Source organism: Microbacterium sp. zg-B96, from assembly GCF_030246865.1.
Taxonomy (GTDB): Bacteria; Actinomycetota; Actinomycetes; order Actinomycetales; family Microbacteriaceae; genus Microbacterium.
Genome location: NZ_CP126738.1, coordinates 1,617,369 through 1,636,981, shown reverse-complemented (window position 1 = coordinate 1,636,981; position 19,613 = coordinate 1,617,369). Strand labels below are relative to the sequence as shown.

The window sequence follows — 19,613 nt, the reverse complement described above, 5'->3', positions numbered from 1 at the left end:
TCGTGTCCGCTGGGTCCGCTATTTTCTCCAGCATGGCGACGACGACGCAGCCGCGCACGCGCGTGGGCACAGCATGGCGGATCGCGCTCGTGCTGGCGGGCACCGGCGCGATCTGGACCCTCATGGTCTGGGTGGGAGCGAGTGTCTTCGGCGGCGAGGTCACCCGGGCCAGCCGCATTGTCAACGCGCTACTCATCTTCTGCCTCGCGGTGCCGATGGTCGTCGTCGCCCGACGGTTCCTCGATCAGCGACCGTGGGCAGGTCTGGACCTGCAGGGGCGGGCCTCAGGATGGCGGCACTTCCTCATCGGCGTCACCTCTTTCTTGCTTCCGTCGGCGATCGGGCTTTCCGTGGCGCTCCTCGTGGGGTGGTTGCAGATCATATCCGTCGTGCCCCCGATCGAACTGATCCTCGCGATCGGTTTCACGGTCCTGACTGTCTTGCTGCTCGAATCGATCCCGGAAGAACTCATCTTCCGCGGGTACATCTACCGGAATCTCTCCGCCAGGATGGCACCGATCATGGCCGTGCTCGTGCAGGCCGTGCTATTTGCCATCTTCGGTACCGCCCTGTGGGTCCTGACGGCGGGGTGGGGGATTCTCGGCGAGCGGGGCGCACTCTTCCTCGCGATCGGCGTCGTTCTCGGCATCCTGCGCGTCAACTCCGGCAGCCTCTGGAACCCCATCGGGTTCCACCTCGCGTTCCAGGCCGTCGCACAGACGCTCCTCGGACACCACGGCATCGAGGTGAGTAACCCGGGTGCGGTAACGATGGCCGGGATCATCCCTGCATTCGTGCTGGGCGGCACCCTCACGCTCGCGCTCACGCGCCGGCGGCCGAACTGGCTGACGCCTGAGCCGGACGAGCGCCCAACCTCGGGACGTGGCTGACCTACCGCGCCTGTCACGCGATGGCACTATCGAGCGCCGATCAGCCACAGCTGGCGATCCCCGTGACCTCGAACCCTCGGCATCACTGCCGATCCAGTCGGGCGGAAGGCCGAGATCGGGTTGCTCGCGGCCGTCTCGGCGGCCAGGCGGACGTCGACGTCGAACCCGAGATGCCACGGATATGCTGTCCTGGTGATCGGCGCCGAGAGGTTCGAGGAACTGCGGCCGCTGTTGTTCTCCATCGCCTATCGCATCCTGGGCAGTGTGGGCGCGGCCGAAGATGTGGTGCAGGAGGCGTGGCTGCGGGCTGATGCTTCCGACAGCCGTCCCGAGTCGCCGAAGGCATTCCTGGCGACCGTCGTGACCAGGTTGTCGATCAATGAGTTGCGGTCGGCTCGGGCGCGCCGAGAGCAGTACGTCGGAGCATGGTTTCCGGAGCCGTTGCTGGAGGATCCGTACCAGGATCCGGACCGTGCCGTTGAACTCGCAGAATCCGTGTCGACCGCGGCTCTGCTCTTGCTGGAGCGTCTCAGCCCGCTGGAACGCGCCGTGTTCGTCCTGCAGGATGTGTTCGGCTTCGGGTTCGCAGAAATCGCGGCCATGGTCGAGCGTTCTGAGGCCGCATGCCGTCAGTTGGCGGTACGGGCGCGGCACCATATGGCCGAAGGCCGCCCGCGATTCGATGCCGATCCCCGCGAACATGAGCGGCTGGCCACCCGCTTCTTCGCTGCGCTGAAGGACGGGGACGTGGCTGGACTGCGGGAGCTTCTGGCCGCTGACGTCGAGATGGCTTCGGACAGCGGTGGCAAAGCACCAAGTCTGCCCAGGACCATTGTCGGGGCGGACAAGGTCGCGAAGCTGCTGGTGTCGGTCCTGCCCCAGCTCACGCAGATCGGTCTCACACAGGAGGCGCGCTCATTCAACGGCCAGCCGGGCGGGCTGTTCCGCGACAGCGCGGGAATGGTCGTGAGCGTGACCATGCTCGACATCGTCGCCGGGCGGATCCAGGCGATCCGCACAGTGACCAACCCGCAGAAACTCGCCCACCTCGGGCCCGTGGTTGATGCTTGGTCGGTCCACGAGGCGTATCGCGCGGCAACACGCAAGCCTCAGTAAGCCGCGAACGCGCCGTGCAAGCGCGAGCGCGAGCGCGAGCGCGAGCGATGTCACAATCGGCCGGCGTGTCTTGTCTCCCAGATAGCAGCGTCGCTACCGACCTCATCTGGAGGAAGACATGACTGGTTCACCTGCCCGCATCCGCAAGCCGTCTGAGCGCGCGTGGCCCTCGCGGAACTTTGCGCTGGCGAGCGCGATCTGTATCGGGGCAGCCACTGCGACGAACCTTGGCCTCTATGCCATCGGACGGGCAACCGCCGCCGCGCTCCGGATAGATCCTGGTCTAGGTGAACCCAACCATGTGATCGTTCCCTGGGATGTCGCATGGAAGACCGCCGTACCCCTCGCCGTCGGTGCACTTGTGCTGGCGCTGGTCGCGCGGCGCTTTCCTCGATGGACGATTCTTGCGATCAGTGCGGGCGCCGTCCCCGTAGTGATCAGCATTCCGTTCGTCCTCACCGGAGCGCACGACCTCGCGACAGGTCTCCTCCTCGCCGGAATGCACACGATCGGAGGACTGGCTTACGTCGTGATAGGGATCATCGCCCGGTGGAGCAGCAACCCATAAGCGTCGAGGACCGGGATCCCCGTCGGCTCCCGCCTGCTCGTGAAGGACTCCCGGTGGCGCTGCAGCTGACGGTCCCCACTCCGGTACGTTCGACGGATGAGCGCTTTGCAGCAGGTCATGCGTCGTGAAGCGTTCATCTACCGCATGCAGTTGTTCCTCGTCGTCGGCGTGGTGCTGTTCGGTCTGATTCCCTTGATCGCGATGATGGTGCTGTCCCTGCTGTTCGGGAACGTTCCCAGCGACGTCGGCCCGACTCCCGAGGGGTACCCGGCATTCACACCACCACGGCTGCCCATGTATCCACTGGTCGCCCTCCAGATCCTGCTGACGATCGCGGCGTACCCCGTTCCCATGCGCGACCGTCCAGGTGCGAATCGCCTTGTCCTGCTCCAGTTCAGCACGATCCTGATGGCCTTCACGTTCGCCAATGGCGCCATGGCGTACGAACGGGAGGGCTCGTTCTGGGGGCTCGACTGGCTGGGTTTCGTCTCGCTGGCCGGCGTCGCCGCCCTGCTGCTACGCGCGATCCTCGGCGCTCTCGGGTGGCTTCCACGGGCATGGCAGTTCTACCTCGATCGCGACGGCAACGTGATCGACCCGCAGGACGTCATCCGCGAGTTCCCCACCCGGTCGTGGGAGTGGCGGTTCATCTCCGTACTCGATGCCAAGCTCGCCGCGCACCGGGAGCGGCAGTGGGCGGCGAAGCGGTCGCGGTAGCGATCAGACGTCGCCGGCGTCTGAGCCCCGTGCCAGGATCGGGCACCATGAAGGCCGACTTCAAGAAGACACTTGACGCCTACCAGGCGGCATCCGGGATCTTCCGCGTCGTCGACGTGCCGCCGCTGCAATACCTCGCTGTCGACGGCCAGGGTGACCCGAATACGTCCGCGTTCGCGGATGCCATCTCGACACTGTTCCCCGTGGGCTACAAGCTGAAGTTCGCCAGCAAGCAGCAACTGGACCGCGACTACGTCGTGATGCCGCTGGAGGCGCTGTGGTGGGCGGAGGACATGGATGCTTTCACCGCACGGCGCGACAAGTCCGCTTGGCAGTGGACCGCGCTGATGATGGTGCCAGATTGGATCACGCCGGACATGTTCGATTCCGCAGTGGCCACGGTCGCCGGCAGCCGTGATCGGCCGGCCCGGCTCGATGACCTGCGCCTGGAGACCCTCACCGAGGGCCGTTGTGTCCAGACGCTGCACATCGGCTCGTTCGATGACGAAGCGGGCGTGCTCGACCGGATGCATCACGAATTCATCCCGGATGCCGGACTGCGGCTGACGGGGAAGCACCACGAGATCTACCTCAGCGACTTCCGCAGGGTCGAGCCCGCCAAGCTGCGGACGATTCTGCGTCAGCCCGTCTTGGGCTTCTGAGCGCACTCCCAAGGGCGCGTCGGATGCCGCACGTACACTGGCCCGATGCGTCGTGTTGTGCGAATTGTGGGGGTTGCGGCGTGCGCCGTGACGCTGGGGCTGGTCATGCCGGCGGCCGCCTCCGGCGCGGGCGCCGGGGCGGGGAGCGGCTCCACGGTCACGGTCACGTCGGCCGACGACGCCGCTGTTTCAGCGCGCGCCGACAGGCTGGTGGCCGAGATGTCGGCCCGTGAGCGCGCGGCATCCGTCGTCATGGGACACATCCCCACAACCGACCCCGCCGTGTTGCGCGACTACATGGCGGCCACCGGTCTGGGCGGGTTCATCCTGATGGGGTCGAACATCCCCGCCGACGAGGCCGCGCTGCGCGCCGTCACCGAGTCCCTCAGCGTCGACCCGGCGCTGCCCCCGCTCATCGGCATCGACGAGGAGGGTGACGACGTGACCCGCCTGCCCTGGGACGACTATCCCGGCGCGGTGACGCTGAAGGACGCTCCGGCGGCGGCCACGACGGATGCCTTTGCCGGCCGCGGCGCCCTGCTGCAGCGGGCGGGCGTGAACGTGAACTTCGGCATCGTCGGCGATGTCCCCGCCGATTCGGGCAGTTTCATCTTCCGCCGCGCCCTCGGCACGATGCCGCAGCCCTCGGCCGAACGGGTCACCGCCGCCGTCACGGGCGAAGCAGGCGCGGTGGCGAGCACGCTCAAGCACTTCCCCGGACACGGCGCGGCGCCGGGGGACTCTCACCACATGCTGCCGACGACCGACCTCTCCCGTGAGGAGTGGGAGCAGGCGGATGCCGCGCCCTTCCGAGCCGGAATCGACGCGGGGGCGCAGGTGCTGATGTTCGGTCACCTCGTCTACACCGCGGTCGACCCGACCCCCGCCACTCTGTCCGCGGAGTGGCACCGCGTCGCCCGGGAGGACCTCGGCTTCGACGGGGTGTCGATCACCGACGATCTGGGTATGCTGCAGAACACCGGCGACCCGCGGTACGCCGACCCGGTCGCCACTGCGGTCGCCGCGATCGCGGCGGGCAACGACATGGTGATGGCCGTGATGCTCTCCGATGCCGGCACGGCCGGACGCATCGTCGATGGGATCGCCGCCGCAGCGGATTCCGGTGCGCTGGCGCCCGAGCGACTGGCGGAAGCGGCCACCCGCGTCACCGAACTGCGGCTGCAGCACACGCCCGGTGCGCTGTTGCCCTGCGCGGACTGTCAGCCCGCGGACTGAACCGGACGCCAGGCGTCGAGGATCGCCGTCCGCAGCGCGTTGCCGCGTTCGGTGAAGCCGCGCTGCTGCCGCACGTACTCGGCCTTGCCCTCGGCGGTCTCGATCGCGACAGGCGTCACGCCCCAGTCCGCGAGGTCGTAGGGGGAAGCAGCCATGTCGAGGGCGCGGATGTCGCGGGCGAGCTCGAACGCGTCGAGCATCAGCTCACCCGGCACGAGCGGGCCGAGCTTCATCGCCCACTTGTAGACGTCCATCCCGGCGTGCAGGCAGCCGGGCTGCTCGCGCAGCGGCTGGTCGGCACGCGTGGGGATGAATCGGTTGCGGGGGACGGCGTCGTCGGTGAAGAACCGGAACGCGTCGATGTGGGTGCACCGCAGTTCGTGCGCGTCGACCACGTCATCGGTGCCCGCCTGCCCCAACCGCAGCGGGACGGCGTGGCGGGCTTCCGGCGCGCGGTAGACCATCGCCCACTCGTGCAGTCCGAAGCAGCCGAACCGCGGCGTACGCGCGGCCGTGAGCCGCAGCATCCGCTCACAGAGGGAGAGCAGGTCCGACTTCGCGGCGGCGAAACCTGCGGCGTCGATGCGCAGGCTGCCGCCACCTGCGCCGGGCCTGTACCAGCGCCAGGCGGAGCGGTCGGTGTCCGCGGCATCCGCCAACTCCACCCCGGCTCCCGGATGCCAGCGCCGCAGCAGCCCGGGCTTGTACGAGTAGTACGTGTAGAGGAAGTCATCGACCGGGTGGGTCTGCCCGCGGGCGGCCCGGTCGCGCCGGCCAGCGGTGAGCGCGTCCGCACGTTCGTGGTGCGCATGCTCCCGGTCCTGCCACTGCGCACGGGTCAGCACCGTGTCGGTGTGCGTGGCGAGGGTCATCCTTCGAGCCTACGCGGGGTCCCGGTGCCCGCGCCCGTCGCCCGAGATGCGGAGATCTGCCCGGATGCGCACCCGCACCGGCATCCGGCCCGCATTTCGGCAGATCCCCTCATTTCGGCAAGCAGCGGCGCCGGGGACGGCACGGTCTCGCCGCCGTACGCGAGGGAGTAGCCGAGCACCCGCGCGGGTGAGGGGACTCAGCCGACCGGTTCGATGAGGTCGGGGGAGTCGTTGCGCACGTTGCCGACGGCTGCGGAGACCACGTGGTCCTCGAGCGTGTCCGCAAGGGCGGGGGCAGCGTCGATCGCGGCATCCAGCAGATCGCGCACGTTGTGGTCGTCGGTGTCGGTATCCAGCCACGCATCGGCGAAGTCGCCGTCGATGAACAGCGGCATGCGGTCGTGGATCGACCCCAGCCGCCCGATCGATTCCCGCGTGAGGATCGTGAAGCTCAACAGCCACCGCTCGGGGTCATCGTCGGCCTTCTGCGGGTCCTTCCACCACTCGTACAGTCCGGCGAAGAACATCGGCTGGTCGTCGGCGGGATGGATGTAGTGCGGCACCTTGCCGCCGTCGACCTGTTTCCACTCGTAGTAGCCGGATGCCGGCACCACGGCGCGCCGCTTGATGAGCGCGTTGCGGAACATCGGCTTGTCTTCGAGCTCTTCGGCCCGGGCGTTGAACGCCCGCACACCGACGCTCGGGTCCTTCGCCCAGCCGGGCACCAATCCCCACCGCGCCGACTCCAGGCGACGGGTCGCCGGCTCGGTCTTGGCGGAATCGAGCACGATCGCCGCCCGCGCCGTGGGCGCGATGTTGTACGACGGCTGAGGCAGCACATCGCCTTCGACATCGACGCGCAAGACGCCGACCAGTTCGGATGCCACATTGGCGACGACGAAGCGACCACACATGACTGCAAGCGTACGCGGCGGGTCCGACATCCGAGCCCGGCGCCGCGTCACCCGGTGTTAGACAGGGGGATCGGGCTGAAGCACCCCGACGCCGGCGAGGCGGTCGAGCAAGCCTGCGCCGTCGGACTCCGTCACCCACGGCACGCCGGCCGCCGAGTGGTCGTCGACGACCGTGCGCCCACCGGCGAGCACCGCTTCGGTCGCGGACAGGCGCCGAATCGCCACCGCACGGACGTGGTCCGGATGCTCGACGGCGAAGGCCGTGTACAACGCATCATCATGCTGGCCGTCGTCACCGAGCAGGAGCCACTTGATCTGCGGGAACTCTCGCGCCAGGCGCGCGAGGTTCTCCGCCTTATGCATCTGCCCGCTGCGGAACCACCGGTCGTGCGTCGGTCCCCAGTCGGTAAGCAGCATCGCGCCCGGCGGAAAGACATGGCGCCGCAAGAACCGCATGAGGGTGGGCGCGACATTCCAGGCACCCGTGGAGAGGTAGACCATCGGGGAGCCCGGGTTCTCACGGACGATCCGCTCCAGCAGCACGGCCATGCCCGGAACCGGCTGGCGTGCATGCTCGTCCAGGACGAACGAGTTCCACGCCGCGACGAGCGGACGAGGGAGAGCGGTGACCATGACGGTGTCGTCGACGTCCGAGACGATCCCGAAGCGCACATCCGGGGCAACGATGAACACGCGGGTCTCGACCGGTTCACCGTCTTCGACGGACATGGTGATCGGCTGCCACCCAGGCTCCAGCGTCCCCGGCAACGTCTGGTCGATCACACCGCCCCGATCGGCAACGACCTCGTGCACGACGCCATCGATCTCGATGCGGACCTGGGCGAAGCCCACCGGAACCGACGCGAAGCTGCGCCACCCCCGCACGCCGGCGAATTCGCCGCTGGCATCAGCGGGTACCGAGGGAACGATCAGCACGCGTCCGAGCACGCGGACCCAGTCAGGGCCCCCATATCCGGGGAACGCAGCGACGGTCGGGCGCTGGCCGCGCCGCCTCGCCCGGCGCTCACGCCAGGAATGGAAGCGGTACTCCAGACGCGCTATCCAGAGGATCTTCGGGCGCGAGGTTGCGGGGTCTGTGCCGGGCATCCCGATCAGTCTCCCATGCCCTCTCCAGCATGTGGTGACGACGGGGTGTCTTCGGCATCCAAATGGCGCCGTTCACGGCGCGAAATCAGGAGCTTGGCCAGGTATGCCAGCAGCAGGAACGCCACGATGATGCCGACGAAGATGTAGCCGGCGGAGTGCAGCTGGTCGGATAGCTCCCGATAGGTGCCCGCGGCTGCGGCCGCCACACCGACGTACGCGATCGCCCACAGCACACACGCGGGCGCTGTCCAGGCCAGGAATCGGCGGTACGCGAAGCCGCTCATGCCGACCGTCAACGGCACCAGCGAATGCAGCACGGGCAGAAAGCGCGAGATGAAGATGGCCGGCCCGCCGCGCCTGCGCAGATACACCTCGGCCCGCACCCAGTTGTGCTCGCCGATCTTCGCTCCCACGCGGGAGAAGCGGATGCGGGGCCCGAGCACGCGGCCCAGCCAGAATCCGATGCTCTCGCCCGCCAGCGCCCCCAGGATCACCGCGACGACCAGCAGCACCGCCTCCAGCGGTGAGGCCACCGCGGTGCCGGCGACGATGACGACGGTGTCGCCCGGGACGACGAGACCGATCAGAACGCTGGTCTCCAGCATGATTGCGAGTCCCGCCAACACCGTCCGAAGCACCGGGTCCACGCTTTGAACCGCGTCAAGAATCCAGGTGAGGAACTCGTTCACGCTCCGAGCCTAGGGCCGCACCCCGCCCTCTAGCCTGAGAAGGTGCTACCCACTCTGTCCGCCCTCCCGTTGCGCTGGGCAGATCCGTCGGCGGTGTTCGCCGCCGGCCCGGCAAACGAGCAGCACGCCTACTGGCTGGATGCCGGACCGGATGCCACCACCGGGTGGAGCTGGATGGGAGTCGGCGACCCGGAGACCGACCCTTCGGTCGTACAGGCCGTGGTCTTGGGCGCGCCGCACCGCTGCGCACCGGAGCCGTGGGGCCCGTTCCACGGCGGGTGGATCGGCTGGATGGGCTACGACCGCGCGTCCGGCCGCGCCGGCGCTGCGTACGAAGAGGATTCCGCGGCCCCCGAAGAGCTGTGGCTGCGCGCGACTCGCTTCGTCGCCGTCGACCACGCGCGCAAGCGGCTGTGGGCCGTCGCGCCCCCCGACGAGGTCGACGCGTTCGCCGCGCAGGTCACGTCCTGGTCGGCAGCCGCGACGCCCTCAGTGCCGGCGGCAGCGCCGCACCGGGCCCGCGCGCGCCTGAGTGCGCAGGAGTACGCGCACCAGATCGAGCAGTGCCGCGACGCGATCCGCGAGGGCGACGCCTATCAGCTGTGCCTGACGACGCGCTTCGACGTCCCGGCATCCGCGCCGTTCGATGCCCATGCCGTGCACCTGCGCCTGCGTACCTCGTCACCCTCCCACCACGGCGGGCTCATTCGCAGTGACGGCGTGGCCCTGATCTCCGCCAGCCCGGAGCGGTTCCTGCAGGTCTCGGACGGGGTCGTGCACACCCGACCGATCAAGGGCACCCGGCCGCGCGGGGCGGATGCCGCGCAGGATGCCGCATCGGCGGCCGAACTGCAGGCCAGTGCCAAAGAGCGCGCCGAGAACGTCATGATCGTCGACCTCATGCGCAACGACCTGTCACGGGTGTGTGAACCGGCATCCGTCGCCGTCGACCAGCTGCTGGCCGTGGAGACCTACCCCGCTGTGCACCAGCTGGTGAGCACGGTCGAGGGCCGCCTGCTGCCCGAGGTCACGGTGGGCGATCTGCTCGCGGCGACGTTTCCTGCCGGCAGCATGAGCGGGGCGCCGAAGCGGTCGGCCATGACGATCCTGCACCGGCTGGAACGGGGCCCGCGGGGTGTGTTCGCCGGCTGCTTCGGCTGGGTCGGATCCGACGGCGCCGCCGACCTGGCGATGGTCATCCGTTCCGTGGTGGTGCACGCGGGGGGCGCCTACGTCGGAGCCGGCGGCGGGATCACGTGGGGATCCGACGCTGCCGCCGAAGTGGCCGAGGTCGCGCTGAAGGCCCGGGCGCCGCTGGCCGCGCTGGGAGCGCAGTTGCCGTCAGAGTGGTGACAGACACATTCCGGTAATGTGGGACGACGCGCTTTGCGCTACCCGAGCACTCCCACGATTGGCCTTTTCCGTGTCCCAGACGCCTCTCTCAGACTCCACCGGCGACAGCGTCGGCTTCGACGTGCATGCGATTCAGGAGAAGTGGCAGCGACTCTGGGAGCAGGCCGATCCGTTCCGCGCCGGTGGCGACACCGACACCCGCCCGCGCAAGTACGTGCTGGCGATGTTCCCGTACCCCTCCGGCGACCTGCACATGGGGCACGCCGAGAACTACCTCTACTCCGACATCGTGGCGCGCTTCTGGCGCCACCGCGGCTACAACGTGCTCAACCCCATCGGGTGGGACTCGTTCGGTCTGCCGGCCGAGAATGCCGCCATCACCCGCGGTGCCGACCCGCGCGCGTGGACGTACGCCAACATCGACCAGCAGAAGGAGAGCCTCAAGCAGTACGGCGTCTCGTTCGACTGGAGCCGGGTGCTGCACACCAGCGACCCCGACTACTACCGCTGGAACCAGTGGCTGTTCCAGCAGCTGTTCGAGCGCGGGCTGGCGTACCGCAAGAAGAGCCCGGTCAACTGGTGCCCCAAGGACCAGACCGTGCTGGCGAACGAACAGGTCGTGGACGGGCACTGCGAGCGGTGCGGCACCGAAGTCGTGAAGAAGAAGCTCACGCAGTGGTACTTCCGCATCACCGACTACGCCGACCGGCTGCTGGACGACCTGAACCAGCTCGAGGGGTTCTGGCCGCACAAGGTGCTGCAGATGCAGCGCAACTGGATCGGCCGCTCCGTCGGCGCCGACATCGACTTCGAGATTGAGGGGCGCGCCGACAAGGTCACCGTCTTCTCGACGCGGCCGGACACGCTGCACGGTGCGACGTTCTTCGTCGTGGCTCCCGATTCCGATCTGGCCGCGGAGCTGGTCGCCGGCGCCTCCGCCGAGGTGCGTATGCGCTTCCAGGACTACCTGTCGAGCGTCCAGAAGGAAACCGACATCGACCGCCAGTCCACCGACCGCCCGAAGACCGGTGTCTTCCTGGAGCGGTACGCCATCAACCCGATCAACGGGGAGCGGCTGCCGATCTGGGCGGCCGACTACGTGCTGGCCGACTACGGGCACGGCGCCGTCATGGCCGTCCCAGCCCACGACCAGCGTGACCTTGATTTCGCCCGCGCCTTCGACCTGCCTGTACGGGTGGTGGTCGACACGACCGCCCCTGTCACCGGGTCGATCCCGGTGATCGAGGTGGATGACGCCGGTGAGCCGGTGGATGCCGCCGGCGACCTGGCATCCGATGAACTCGACCCCGCCAAGACCGGCATCGCGCTCACCGGCGAGGGGCGTCTGATCAACTCGGGCCCTCTGGACGGCATGAACAAGCGCAACGCGATCGCGAAGGCGATCGAGCTGCTGGAGGCATCCGGCACCGGTCGCGCGGCGAAGACCTATCGCCTCCGCGACTGGCTGATCTCCCGCCAGCGGTTCTGGGGCACGCCGATCCCGATGGTCCACACCGCCGATGACCGCATCGTGCCGGTGCCGGCCGACCAGCTGCCCGTCGAGCTGCCGTCGGTGCAGGGTCTGGACCTCACCCCGAAGGGTGCGTCGCCGCTGGGCGCCGCCACCGACTGGGTCACCACCGTCGACCCCGAGACCGGCGAGCCGGCGCTGCGCGACCCCGACACGATGGACACGTTCGTCGACAGTTCGTGGTACTTCCTGCGCTTCCTCTCGCCCGGCGACAGCACCCAGCCGTTCTCGCAGCGCGAGGCCGACCGCTGGGGTCCGGTGGACTTCTACATCGGCGGCGTCGAGCACGCGATCCTGCACCTGCTGTATGCGCGCTTCATCACCAAGGCGCTGTACGACATGGGTCAGGTCGACTTCACGGAGCCGTTCTCGAGCCTGATCAACCAGGGCATGGTGATCCTCAACGGCACCAAGATGTCCAAGAGCAAGGGCAACCTGGTGCTGTTCCAGGAGGAGCTCGACGCCCACGGCGCCGACGCGTTGCGCGTGGGACTGGCGTTCGCCGGGCCCGTCGAGGACGACAAGGACTGGGCCGACGTCTCCACGGTCGGTGCCGCGAAGTTCCTGGCGCGCGCGATGCGCGTCGCGAACGACGTCACCAGCAAGCCCGATGTCGTCTGGGCCGAGGGTGACACCGCGCTGCGCCGCGTGACGCACCGGCTGCTGGCCGACGCGCCCGCGCTGGTGGAGCAGACCAAGTTCAACGTCGTGGTCGCTCGCCTGATGGAGCTGGTCAACGCCACCCGCAAGACCATCGACACCGGGGCCGGCCCTGCCGACCCTGCCGTGCGCGAGGCCGCCGAGGCGACCGCAATGATCCTGGATCTGTTTGCACCGCACACGGCGGAGGAGATGTGGGAGATCCTCGGCTACGAGCCGTTCGTCGGTCTCGTGCCGTGGCGTCAGGCAGACCCGACGCTGCTGGTCGAGGATTCGGTGAAGGCCATCGTGCAGATCGACGGCAAAGTGCGGGCGACGCTCGACGTGGCAGCGCGTATCGACGCGGCCGACCTCGAGGCCCTCGCCCGTGGCGACGAGCGCGTCGTGCGTTCGCTTGCCGGTCGTGAGATCACGCGCGCCGTCGTGCGCGCCCCGAAGGTCGTCAGCTTCACCACCGCCTGAGGCCTGCCGCGAGGCGGCCGCGTTCGCGCGCGGTCGCTTGCGGCGGCATCCGCGCGCCAGTTCTTCGGAGAATTGCAGTTCTTCGGACCGATCCGGGCGTTTCGGTCCGAAGAACCGGCGTTCTCCGAAGAAGTGGCGGCGGGCTGCGGATGCCGCGACGCGGGTGAGCGGCGGCATCCGCGCGCCATTTCTTCGGAGAATTGCAGTTCTTCGGACCGATCCGGGCGTTTCGGTCCGAAGAACCGGCGTTCTCCGAAGAAGTGGCGGCGGGCTGCGGATGCCGCGACGCGCGGTGCCCGCGTCGCGCGCGGCCGCGTACAAGCGGCATCCGCGCGCTGGCGCTTCCTCCACGGCGCGCGGGACACCGCGACCCTCCACGGATGCGGCCACACGCCGCGATGCGGAGGAGACGCCGCGCCTAGCGTGGCGGAGTGACCGGCGAGCACACCGCACCGCGCGCCCGGCGGCGTCTCGGCGTCGGCGCGGTCACAGTCGTGGTCATCGCGGCCCTCGCCGTGACGGTGGCGATCGGCATCCTGCGCTCCACTGCCGCCCCGGTCGAGACGGTCACGATCACCGAGACGGATGCCACGCCCGGCCCGTCCGCGCCGGTGGCGGCGGTGTACGTCCACGTCTCGGGGGCGGTCGCCGTTCCCGGGCTCTACCGGCTCGACGACGGAGCGCGCGTCGTCGACGCCATCGCCGCGGCGGGCGGATTCGGCGAGGGAGCAGACGAGGCGGCGGTGAACCTCGCGCGCATCGTCGGCGACGGCGAGCAACTGCATGTGCCGGTCGTCGGCGAAGCGGTTCCGGCTGCGACGGCACCGGGCGCAGCAGCTCCTCCCGGCGGCGGCAAGGTGAATCTCAACACCGCCGATCTCGCGGCGCTGGACACACTCCCGCGCATCGGACCCGCCCTCGCCCAGCGCATCATCGACTGGCGCGACGAGAACGGCCGGTTCACCAGCGTCGACGATCTGCTGGCCGTCCCCGGCATCGGCGACAAGATGCTCGCAGCGCTGCGGGATCTGGTGACGCTGTGAGCCATGGCGGGGCGTGTGCCCGCGGAGTACTGTGCGCGTCAGACATCCGTCCTGTGGAGACGAGACCCGATGCTGATCGTGATCGCGCAGGCTCCTCCACCGTCCGTTGCGCCGCCGGGTGATCCACGGATCGGCCACTGCCGCACCCACGACTGTCGGCGGCGCGCCCAGCGTGACGGGATGACCAGCCTTGTGCCGGGCCCGCAGAGGCGACCTGCGGCTCGTGCCGGCCGCCGCCGGGGCGTGGGCGTCGGCGCTCCTCGCATCGTATCCGCGTCGTCCAGGACGGCAGCCAATGAGGTAGGTCCGCCCCGCGTGAGGTGACTGGACTGTCGGGCGGAGAGGTGGAAGTCGGACCCTACGTCGTTTGCTCCGGTGGGAAGTCGATCCAGGACCATGTGGCGTCCTTGTGGACGAGGTAGCGGTGCCAGTAGTCAGACCAAACCCAGAGCGCGTCCACGTCCTCGAAGCCCCGTGGGGGCGCCTCCGGCGCATCGAAGTCGTCTGTAAAGAACCGAACGGGCAAGGCTTCGCTCACGACAACAACGAATAGGTGTCGCTGGTCGGACTGCAACGCGCGCTTGATCTTCGCGAGATGGGGCGCGAGGTGCGGGTACTCGTGCCACGACTCCACCACTCGCGAGAAGTCAGCCGGGGCAGCTTCCACGAACTCGGCGGTCGTGCTCATGTAGAGCTTGATACCTGGCTCGAATGGTGTGCGTTTGAGGCGCCCGATGTCGTCCGCCAAGAACCTCGCGAGCTCCGGCTCAGCCGCTACCACCTCGTCAGGGAGATCGGTGGGGTCGTCGACGGACCATTGATCGCAGAGCGCGACGGCCTTGATCGCGACTTGCCGCGTGCGCTTGTAGCGGAAGTTGACTCCGCTGGGCCGGAACTCCCATGAGGTCTTGGCCGGCCAACACCAACCTTCCTTCATGGCCATGCCTTGCCATGCAATTGACGCTTGCTCAGTCACTAGCGTGACTTCCAAAGCGCCGACCCGCCCATCCGGCCACTCGAGACGGAAATCAACGGCTGCTTGGCGGCCATTGACGTCGTGGGGGATGACGTCTGCGCCAGTCTCGTGGCGGACGAGGTGCGCAGCGATCTCTTCGGCTCGGGCGGAGAGTGCAGTCACCACCTGAGTATCACATCGACCAGGGCTCTCCCGCATTCTCATGACACGACTCTGCTGCCGAATATTCGAACACGCCGATCAGGGGGTGCCGTTAGCTCGCCGGCGTAGCGTTTTGACGCCCCTCGTCCGTGGCCGCGGGGGCCGACTGCCCGGAGCCGTCCGTAGGAAAGCCAGCGCGTCTTTGTCGAGCCAGAGCACTCGGGGACGTACGCCCTCCATATTGACCCGCTGGCTATGCGCGTTCGAGGCGATGGGCTGCCGGTTGGAGTGGTCGACCTGCCGTATCTGGTACCAGGCGAACGCGAGCGCGACGAGCGCGCTCACACCGAAGAGTGCGAACCACTCCTCAGCGGTGGGCATCCCTTCGAAGCGCCACCACGACCCCCACGCCGCGACGCTCACGCCGAACAGCACGAACACCGCCGCGAGTACGCAGGCGAGCATCCAGATCGGCCTTCGACTCACCGGACGTGAGTAGTGCCGGAGATACCTGCCACCCGCACGCGGGACATTCGGGATCTCTGTTCGTCACCGGGTTGGGCCATCCGCCTGATGCGGCGGAGCGCTGTCGACGTCTTGCGCGGAGTCGCAGACCACGCGCACTCACCCTCCCCGGCGCTCTGCAGTTGGGGAACCAATTCGGCTGGGGGAATCGATGTTGAGTCGATCACGAGCATGCGAGGTAGACGACGACGGTATCGAGGGAGTCGCTGCCGGTGACGAGCAGTAATTCGTGCGCTGAAGCAGGATCGAATTACGCGGACACTTTCCCACGCTTTAAACGCCCAGACCTGTCGGTGGAAGACACCCGTCACGCTGCCGGGGTTCGTCCTGGCCCTGGTGAGTATCTGGACGGAATAGCTGCGGCGACTGCGCAGGCTCCTCAACCGTTTGCTGCGCCCCCGGGTGATCCACGGATCGGCCACAGCCGCACCCACGACCGTCGGCGGCGCGCCTAGCGTGACGGGATGACCAGCCTGCGCCGGGCCCGCAGACGCGACCTGCGGCTCGTCCCGGCCGCCGCCGGCGCCTGGGCGGCGGCGCTCCTCGGCGCGGCGCACCCCGACGCGGCCGCGGGTGCCGCGGTCGTGGTGTGGGTGCTGTGCTTCGGCGCGCTGGCCCTGGCTGTCGCAACACCGAGGGCTCGGACGGTGGCCACCGTGGTCGTGATCACGTGTGCCGGTGCCGCTGCCGCGCTCTCGCACCTCTCCCTCGCCCAGCCGGGACGCACGACCGAGCACCTCCCCGTCGACGGCGGCCGCGCGCTGCGCGTGCAGGCGACCGTGACAGGCAAAGTCGAGCCCTCGGCAGGCGGGCTGGGGTTCGACGCCGTCGCCGAGCGGATCGGCGTCGGTCCCGACGAGTACCCCGTCTCGCTGCCGGTCACGGTGCGAGTTGCGCCAGGAGACGTCACGGGGCACGGCGCCCTCGCTCCGGGCGCGCGTATCGAGGTGCTCGGCACGGCGTTCCCCGCCGACCCGGGGGAGCGCGCGGTGCTCGTCCTGCAGGCCGGCACCGGTCTCACCGTGCTGGCCGCGCCCCAGGGCGCCCTCGCCGCCGCGGCTCACCTGCGCCAGAGCCTGGTGGCCTCCACCTCGGATCTGCCGCCGCCGGGCGCGAACCTCGTGCCGGGCCTTGCCGTCGGCGACACGGCCGCGGTCTCCGAGCAACTGGATGCCGCCATGAAGACGTCATCGCTGTCACACCTGACCGCGGTGTCTGGTGCGAATTGTGCCCTCGTGGTGGGTATCGCGTTCGCCGCGGCGGCGCTGTGCGGTGCCCGTCGCGGCATCCGCGTCGCCGTCGCGCTCGTGGCGCTGGCGGGATTCGTCGTGCTCGTCACTCCCGAACCGAGCGTGGTACGCGCCGCAGTCATGGCCGGTATCGCGATGCTGGGGGTGATGCTCGGCCGCGTCGGTGCGGGGCTGTCGGTGCTGTGCCTGGCGGTCCTGGTGCTGCTGGTGGGCGATCCGTGGCTGGCAGGGGAGATCGGGTTCACACTGTCGGCCGCCGCGACCGCATCACTCCTGCTGCTGGCGGGGCCACTGGCAGACGGCATCTCCCGATGGATGCCGCGCCCGCTCGCCCTCGCGCTGTCGCTGCCGCTGGCGGCTCAGCTGGTCTGCGGGCCGCTGCTGATCGTGCTGGAACCCTCGGTCTCGCTCTACGGGATCGCGGCCAACCTGCTCGTCGCGCCCGCGGCGCCCATCGCGACGATCGTCGGGCTTGCGGCGTGCATGGCGGCACCCTTTCCGCTCGTGCAGTCGGGCCTGACTGCGCTCGCCTGGGTGCCGGCCGCCTGGATCGCGGGCACCGCCGACACCGTGTCGCGCCTCCCCGCGGCGTCTGTGCCCTGGCCGGAGGGCGGCTGGGGCGTCGTGCTGCTAGCTACGGTAGGGGCCGCGATCGCGGTGGTGTGCATCGCGCGCGGTGCGACCCCGCTTCTGCGCACCGTGCGTGCGGGCAGCGCGCTGATGCTGGCCCTTCTGCTCGGAGTCGGCGCGGGCGGGGCGGCCTTGTCGAGCGTGCTCGGCCCGCTCACCGTGCCGTCACGGTGGACCGTCGCCGCATGCGACGTGGGGCAGGGAGACGCCGTGCTGGTGCGCTCCGCCGGCGCGATCGCCCTCATCGACACCGGTCCCGATCGTGACGCGCTGGAGGGGTGCCTGCACCGGTTCGGCGTGGACCGTATCGACCTGCTCGTGCTGACCCATTTCGATGCCGACCACATCGGGGGAGCGGAAGCGCTGGCGGGTCGTGTCGATGTCGTGCTGCATGGCCCGGCGTTGGAGGCCGGGGCGCGTGCCACGCTGCGACGGCTTCTCGACGCGGGTGCACGGCTGGTCGCCGGGACGACGGATGCCGCCGGGCAGCTGGGTGACGCACGCTGGCGTGTGCTGTGGCCGCCCACCCGCTCGGCGGCCTTCGCCTCCGGCAACGACGCCTCGGTCGTGCTGGAAGTGGTCGGTGGCGACGTGCCGTCGAGCCTGTTCCTCGGCGATCTGTCGGCGGCGCCGCAACGGGCGCTCCTGGCGTCAGGCGAGCTGCTTTCGCGGTACCACGCGGTGAAAGTCGCCCACCACGGCAGCGCGGACCAGGCCGATGAGCTGTATCGGGCGCTGCGTCCCGCTGTCGCGGTCGTGACCGTCGGTGCCGACAACGAGTACGGGCATCCGCGTGCCGAGATCCTCAACCTGCTGGCGAATATGGGCGCGACGATCGCGCGTACCGATCGTGACGGCATCGTCGTGCTCTCTACGGACGAGCGCGGAGTCGGAGTGTGGCGCGAGCGGGCGCCGCCGCTGTGGCGGGGCCCGCTCGCGAAGACGGGCCGAGGCTCGTCAGGTCAGGAGCGAGACGAGCCGGCAAGTCGGCGACGGCGGGCGACCAGGACGAGAGCGGCACCACTCAGAAGCAGAAGCGCGCCGCCGGCGAGCGGGTTGACCGCGTTCGAGCCCGAGTAGGCCAGTTCCGTAGCGTCACCGGTGGTCGTGCCGGCTTCGTAAGCCGGTGCGGGTACAAATGCCGGGGCGCGGTCCGGAGCGGGCGCAGGTCCCGGTCCCGGAGCAGGTGCGGGCGCCGGTTCCGGTGCGGGTGCGGGTCCCGGTTCCGGAGCAGGTGCGGGTCCGGGTGCCGCCACGGCTGCGGGCTCGACGACTACCGTGTACGTCTCCCCGTCTGAGGGCGTCGTGCCGTTGCCGGCGACGATGGTAAAGGTGTTCTCTCCCGCGGTGGTCGGCGTGCCCGAGATGACGCCGGTCGTGGCATCCAGCGTGAGGCCTGCAGGCAGAACGCCGATCACGGAGAAGGTGGGGCGCGGCGTCCCGGTTGCCGTCACGGTGAACGCGTACGGGGTGCCGGCGATCGCGCCCGTGGGGGCGCCTGAGGTGATCACCGGGGCGACGGTCTCGTAGGGTGTGGCCGGCGGCGCGCATCCGGTCGGGGCGGTGATGGTGTTGCCTGCGAGGGTGACGGCTGCATTCCGCGCGATGAGGCGGCCGGTGATGTCGGCGCCCGCTGTGGCGGTCACCGCCTGATCGGCGACGATCGTGCCGTGAAACTGCGCGTCGATGCCCAGGCTCGCCGAGCTGCCGACCTGCCAGAACACGTTGCACGCGTTCGCGCCGCCGGTGATGAGAATCTGGGTGTCCGAACCGATCGTCAGCGTGGATGACGCCTGGAACACCCACACCGAGTTGGCGTTCCCGGCCAGGGTGAGGATGCCGTTGTCGGACAGCTGCAGTGCGCCGCCGTTGTAGACCCCCGGTGTCAGGCTGAGCCCGCTGAGTTCGCCGATCCCGGTCTGCGTCGGCGTAAGGGAGGCAGCGACGTTGTACGCGGTGGTGGCGGCTGTCTGCGCTCGCGCGGCCTCGGCATCCTTCTGGTGGACGGTGCCGGTGACGATGCCGGGGCCGAACCCGGTGATCGAGGTCCCAGGCGAAACGCCGAGATCCCCATTGAGGACGGAAGTGCCGGTGTTCGTCACCGCGCTCGCGCCGAGGACCGCGAACTCGGCGGCTGTGCCGAGGTCGATGGGCCCGTCGATGACGGTCGCGGCCGATGCGGCGGATCCTCCGCCGATGGCCAGCGATGCGGCGAGACCGATGCCCGCCGCGGCGACGATGAATGAACGGAAAATGGTCGTACTGGCCAAC

17 protein-coding genes are annotated in these 19,613 nt (G+C 69.2%); 10 read left to right on the top strand and 7 right to left on the bottom strand.

All coding sequences use genetic code 11. From position 1 onward, the window contains the following. The first annotated feature begins 32 nt into the window (after positions 1-32). From QNO11_RS07525 to QNO11_RS07500, 6 genes are all read left to right on the top strand, one after another. Complete coding sequence (locus QNO11_RS07525; protein ID WP_257509690.1) at positions 33-890, top strand: CPBP family intramembrane glutamic endopeptidase; 858 nt, start codon at positions 33-35, stop codon at positions 888-890. A gap of 192 nt (positions 891-1,082) precedes the next feature. Then, on the top strand, positions 1,083-2,006 hold the full coding sequence (locus QNO11_RS07520) for an RNA polymerase sigma-70 factor (RefSeq protein ID WP_257509691.1): 924 nt from the start codon (positions 1,083-1,085) through the stop codon (positions 2,004-2,006). A 118-nt stretch (positions 2,007-2,124) separates the two neighbouring features. After that, positions 2,125-2,574, top strand: coding sequence for a DUF6069 family protein (locus QNO11_RS07515; protein WP_257509692.1), 450 nt, complete (start codon positions 2,125-2,127; stop codon positions 2,572-2,574). 96 nt (positions 2,575-2,670) lie between these two features. Further along, complete coding sequence (locus QNO11_RS07510) at positions 2,671-3,291, top strand: hypothetical protein (protein WP_257509693.1); 621 nt, start codon at positions 2,671-2,673, stop codon at positions 3,289-3,291. A gap of 47 nt (positions 3,292-3,338) precedes the next feature. Continuing rightward, complete coding sequence (locus tag QNO11_RS07505) at positions 3,339-3,953, top strand: GyrI-like domain-containing protein (protein WP_257509694.1); 615 nt, start codon at positions 3,339-3,341, stop codon at positions 3,951-3,953. A 45-nt stretch (positions 3,954-3,998) separates the two neighbouring features. Continuing rightward, positions 3,999-5,189 (top strand): glycoside hydrolase family 3 N-terminal domain-containing protein, encoded by a 1,191-nt coding sequence (locus QNO11_RS07500; protein ID WP_257509695.1) that lies wholly within the window; start codon positions 3,999-4,001, stop codon positions 5,187-5,189. Here the strand turns inward: QNO11_RS07500 and QNO11_RS07495 are convergent. The 4 genes from QNO11_RS07495 to QNO11_RS07480 form a co-directional block, all read right to left on the bottom strand. Continuing rightward, positions 5,174-6,061 (bottom strand): 3-methyladenine DNA glycosylase, encoded by an 888-nt coding sequence (locus QNO11_RS07495; RefSeq protein ID WP_257509696.1) that lies wholly within the window; start codon positions 6,059-6,061, stop codon positions 5,174-5,176. The two genes, QNO11_RS07500 and QNO11_RS07495, sit on opposite strands and share 16 nt — an antisense overlap. A gap of 197 nt (positions 6,062-6,258) precedes the next feature. Then, positions 6,259-6,975, bottom strand: coding sequence for an SOS response-associated peptidase (locus QNO11_RS07490; protein WP_257509697.1), 717 nt, complete (start codon positions 6,973-6,975; stop codon positions 6,259-6,261). Between the two features lie 57 nt (positions 6,976-7,032). After that, the gene (locus QNO11_RS07485; RefSeq protein ID WP_257509698.1) at positions 7,033-8,082 is read right to left on the bottom strand and encodes an App1 family protein phosphatidate phosphatase; all 1,050 of its coding nucleotides are present in this window, start codon (positions 8,080-8,082) and stop codon (positions 7,033-7,035) included. 5 nt (positions 8,083-8,087) lie between these two features. Then, the gene (locus QNO11_RS07480) at positions 8,088-8,771 is read right to left on the bottom strand and encodes a DedA family protein (RefSeq protein WP_257509699.1); all 684 of its coding nucleotides are present in this window, start codon (positions 8,769-8,771) and stop codon (positions 8,088-8,090) included. A 42-nt stretch (positions 8,772-8,813) separates the two neighbouring features. On the opposite strand from QNO11_RS07480, the gene QNO11_RS07475 reads away from it, so the two are divergent. The 3 genes from QNO11_RS07475 (at position 8,814) to QNO11_RS07465 (ending at position 13,820) form a co-directional block, all read left to right on the top strand. Beyond that, positions 8,814-10,124: an anthranilate synthase component I family protein gene (locus QNO11_RS07475; RefSeq protein WP_257509700.1), complete on the top strand. Its 1,311-nt coding sequence runs from the start codon at positions 8,814-8,816 to the stop codon at positions 10,122-10,124. Positions 10,125-10,140: 16 nt separating this feature from the next. Next, positions 10,141-12,777 carry a leucine--tRNA ligase gene (gene leuS, locus QNO11_RS07470; RefSeq protein WP_306817402.1) on the top strand — a complete coding sequence of 879 codons (2,637 nt, stop codon included), beginning with the start codon at positions 10,141-10,143 and terminating at the stop codon, positions 12,775-12,777. Between the two features lie 431 nt (positions 12,778-13,208). Continuing rightward, positions 13,209-13,820, top strand: coding sequence for a ComEA family DNA-binding protein (locus QNO11_RS07465; RefSeq protein WP_257509702.1), 612 nt, complete (start codon positions 13,209-13,211; stop codon positions 13,818-13,820). A 358-nt stretch (positions 13,821-14,178) separates the two neighbouring features. On the opposite strand, the gene QNO11_RS07460 is transcribed toward QNO11_RS07465, so the two are convergent. Together QNO11_RS07460 and QNO11_RS07455 are read right to left on the bottom strand one after the other, a co-directional pair. Continuing rightward, entirely contained in the window at positions 14,179-14,958 is a 780-nt protein-coding gene (locus QNO11_RS07460; protein WP_257509703.1) for a hypothetical protein, read from the bottom strand. Positions 14,959-15,036: 78 nt separating this feature from the next. Further along, complete coding sequence (locus tag QNO11_RS07455; RefSeq protein ID WP_257509704.1) at positions 15,037-15,423, bottom strand: hypothetical protein; 387 nt, start codon at positions 15,421-15,423, stop codon at positions 15,037-15,039. A gap of 503 nt (positions 15,424-15,926) precedes the next feature. Here QNO11_RS07455 and QNO11_RS07450 point away from each other — a divergent pair. Further along, the gene (locus tag QNO11_RS07450; protein WP_257509705.1) at positions 15,927-18,422 is read left to right on the top strand and encodes a ComEC/Rec2 family competence protein; all 2,496 of its coding nucleotides are present in this window, start codon (positions 15,927-15,929) and stop codon (positions 18,420-18,422) included. Here the strand turns inward: QNO11_RS07450 and QNO11_RS07445 are convergent. Then, a complete protein-coding gene (locus QNO11_RS07445) occupies positions 18,305-19,612 on the bottom strand; it encodes an ice-binding family protein (protein WP_257509706.1) in 1,308 nt (435 codons plus the stop codon). The two genes, QNO11_RS07450 and QNO11_RS07445, sit on opposite strands and share 118 nt — an antisense overlap. Position 19,613 lies beyond the last annotated feature (1 nt).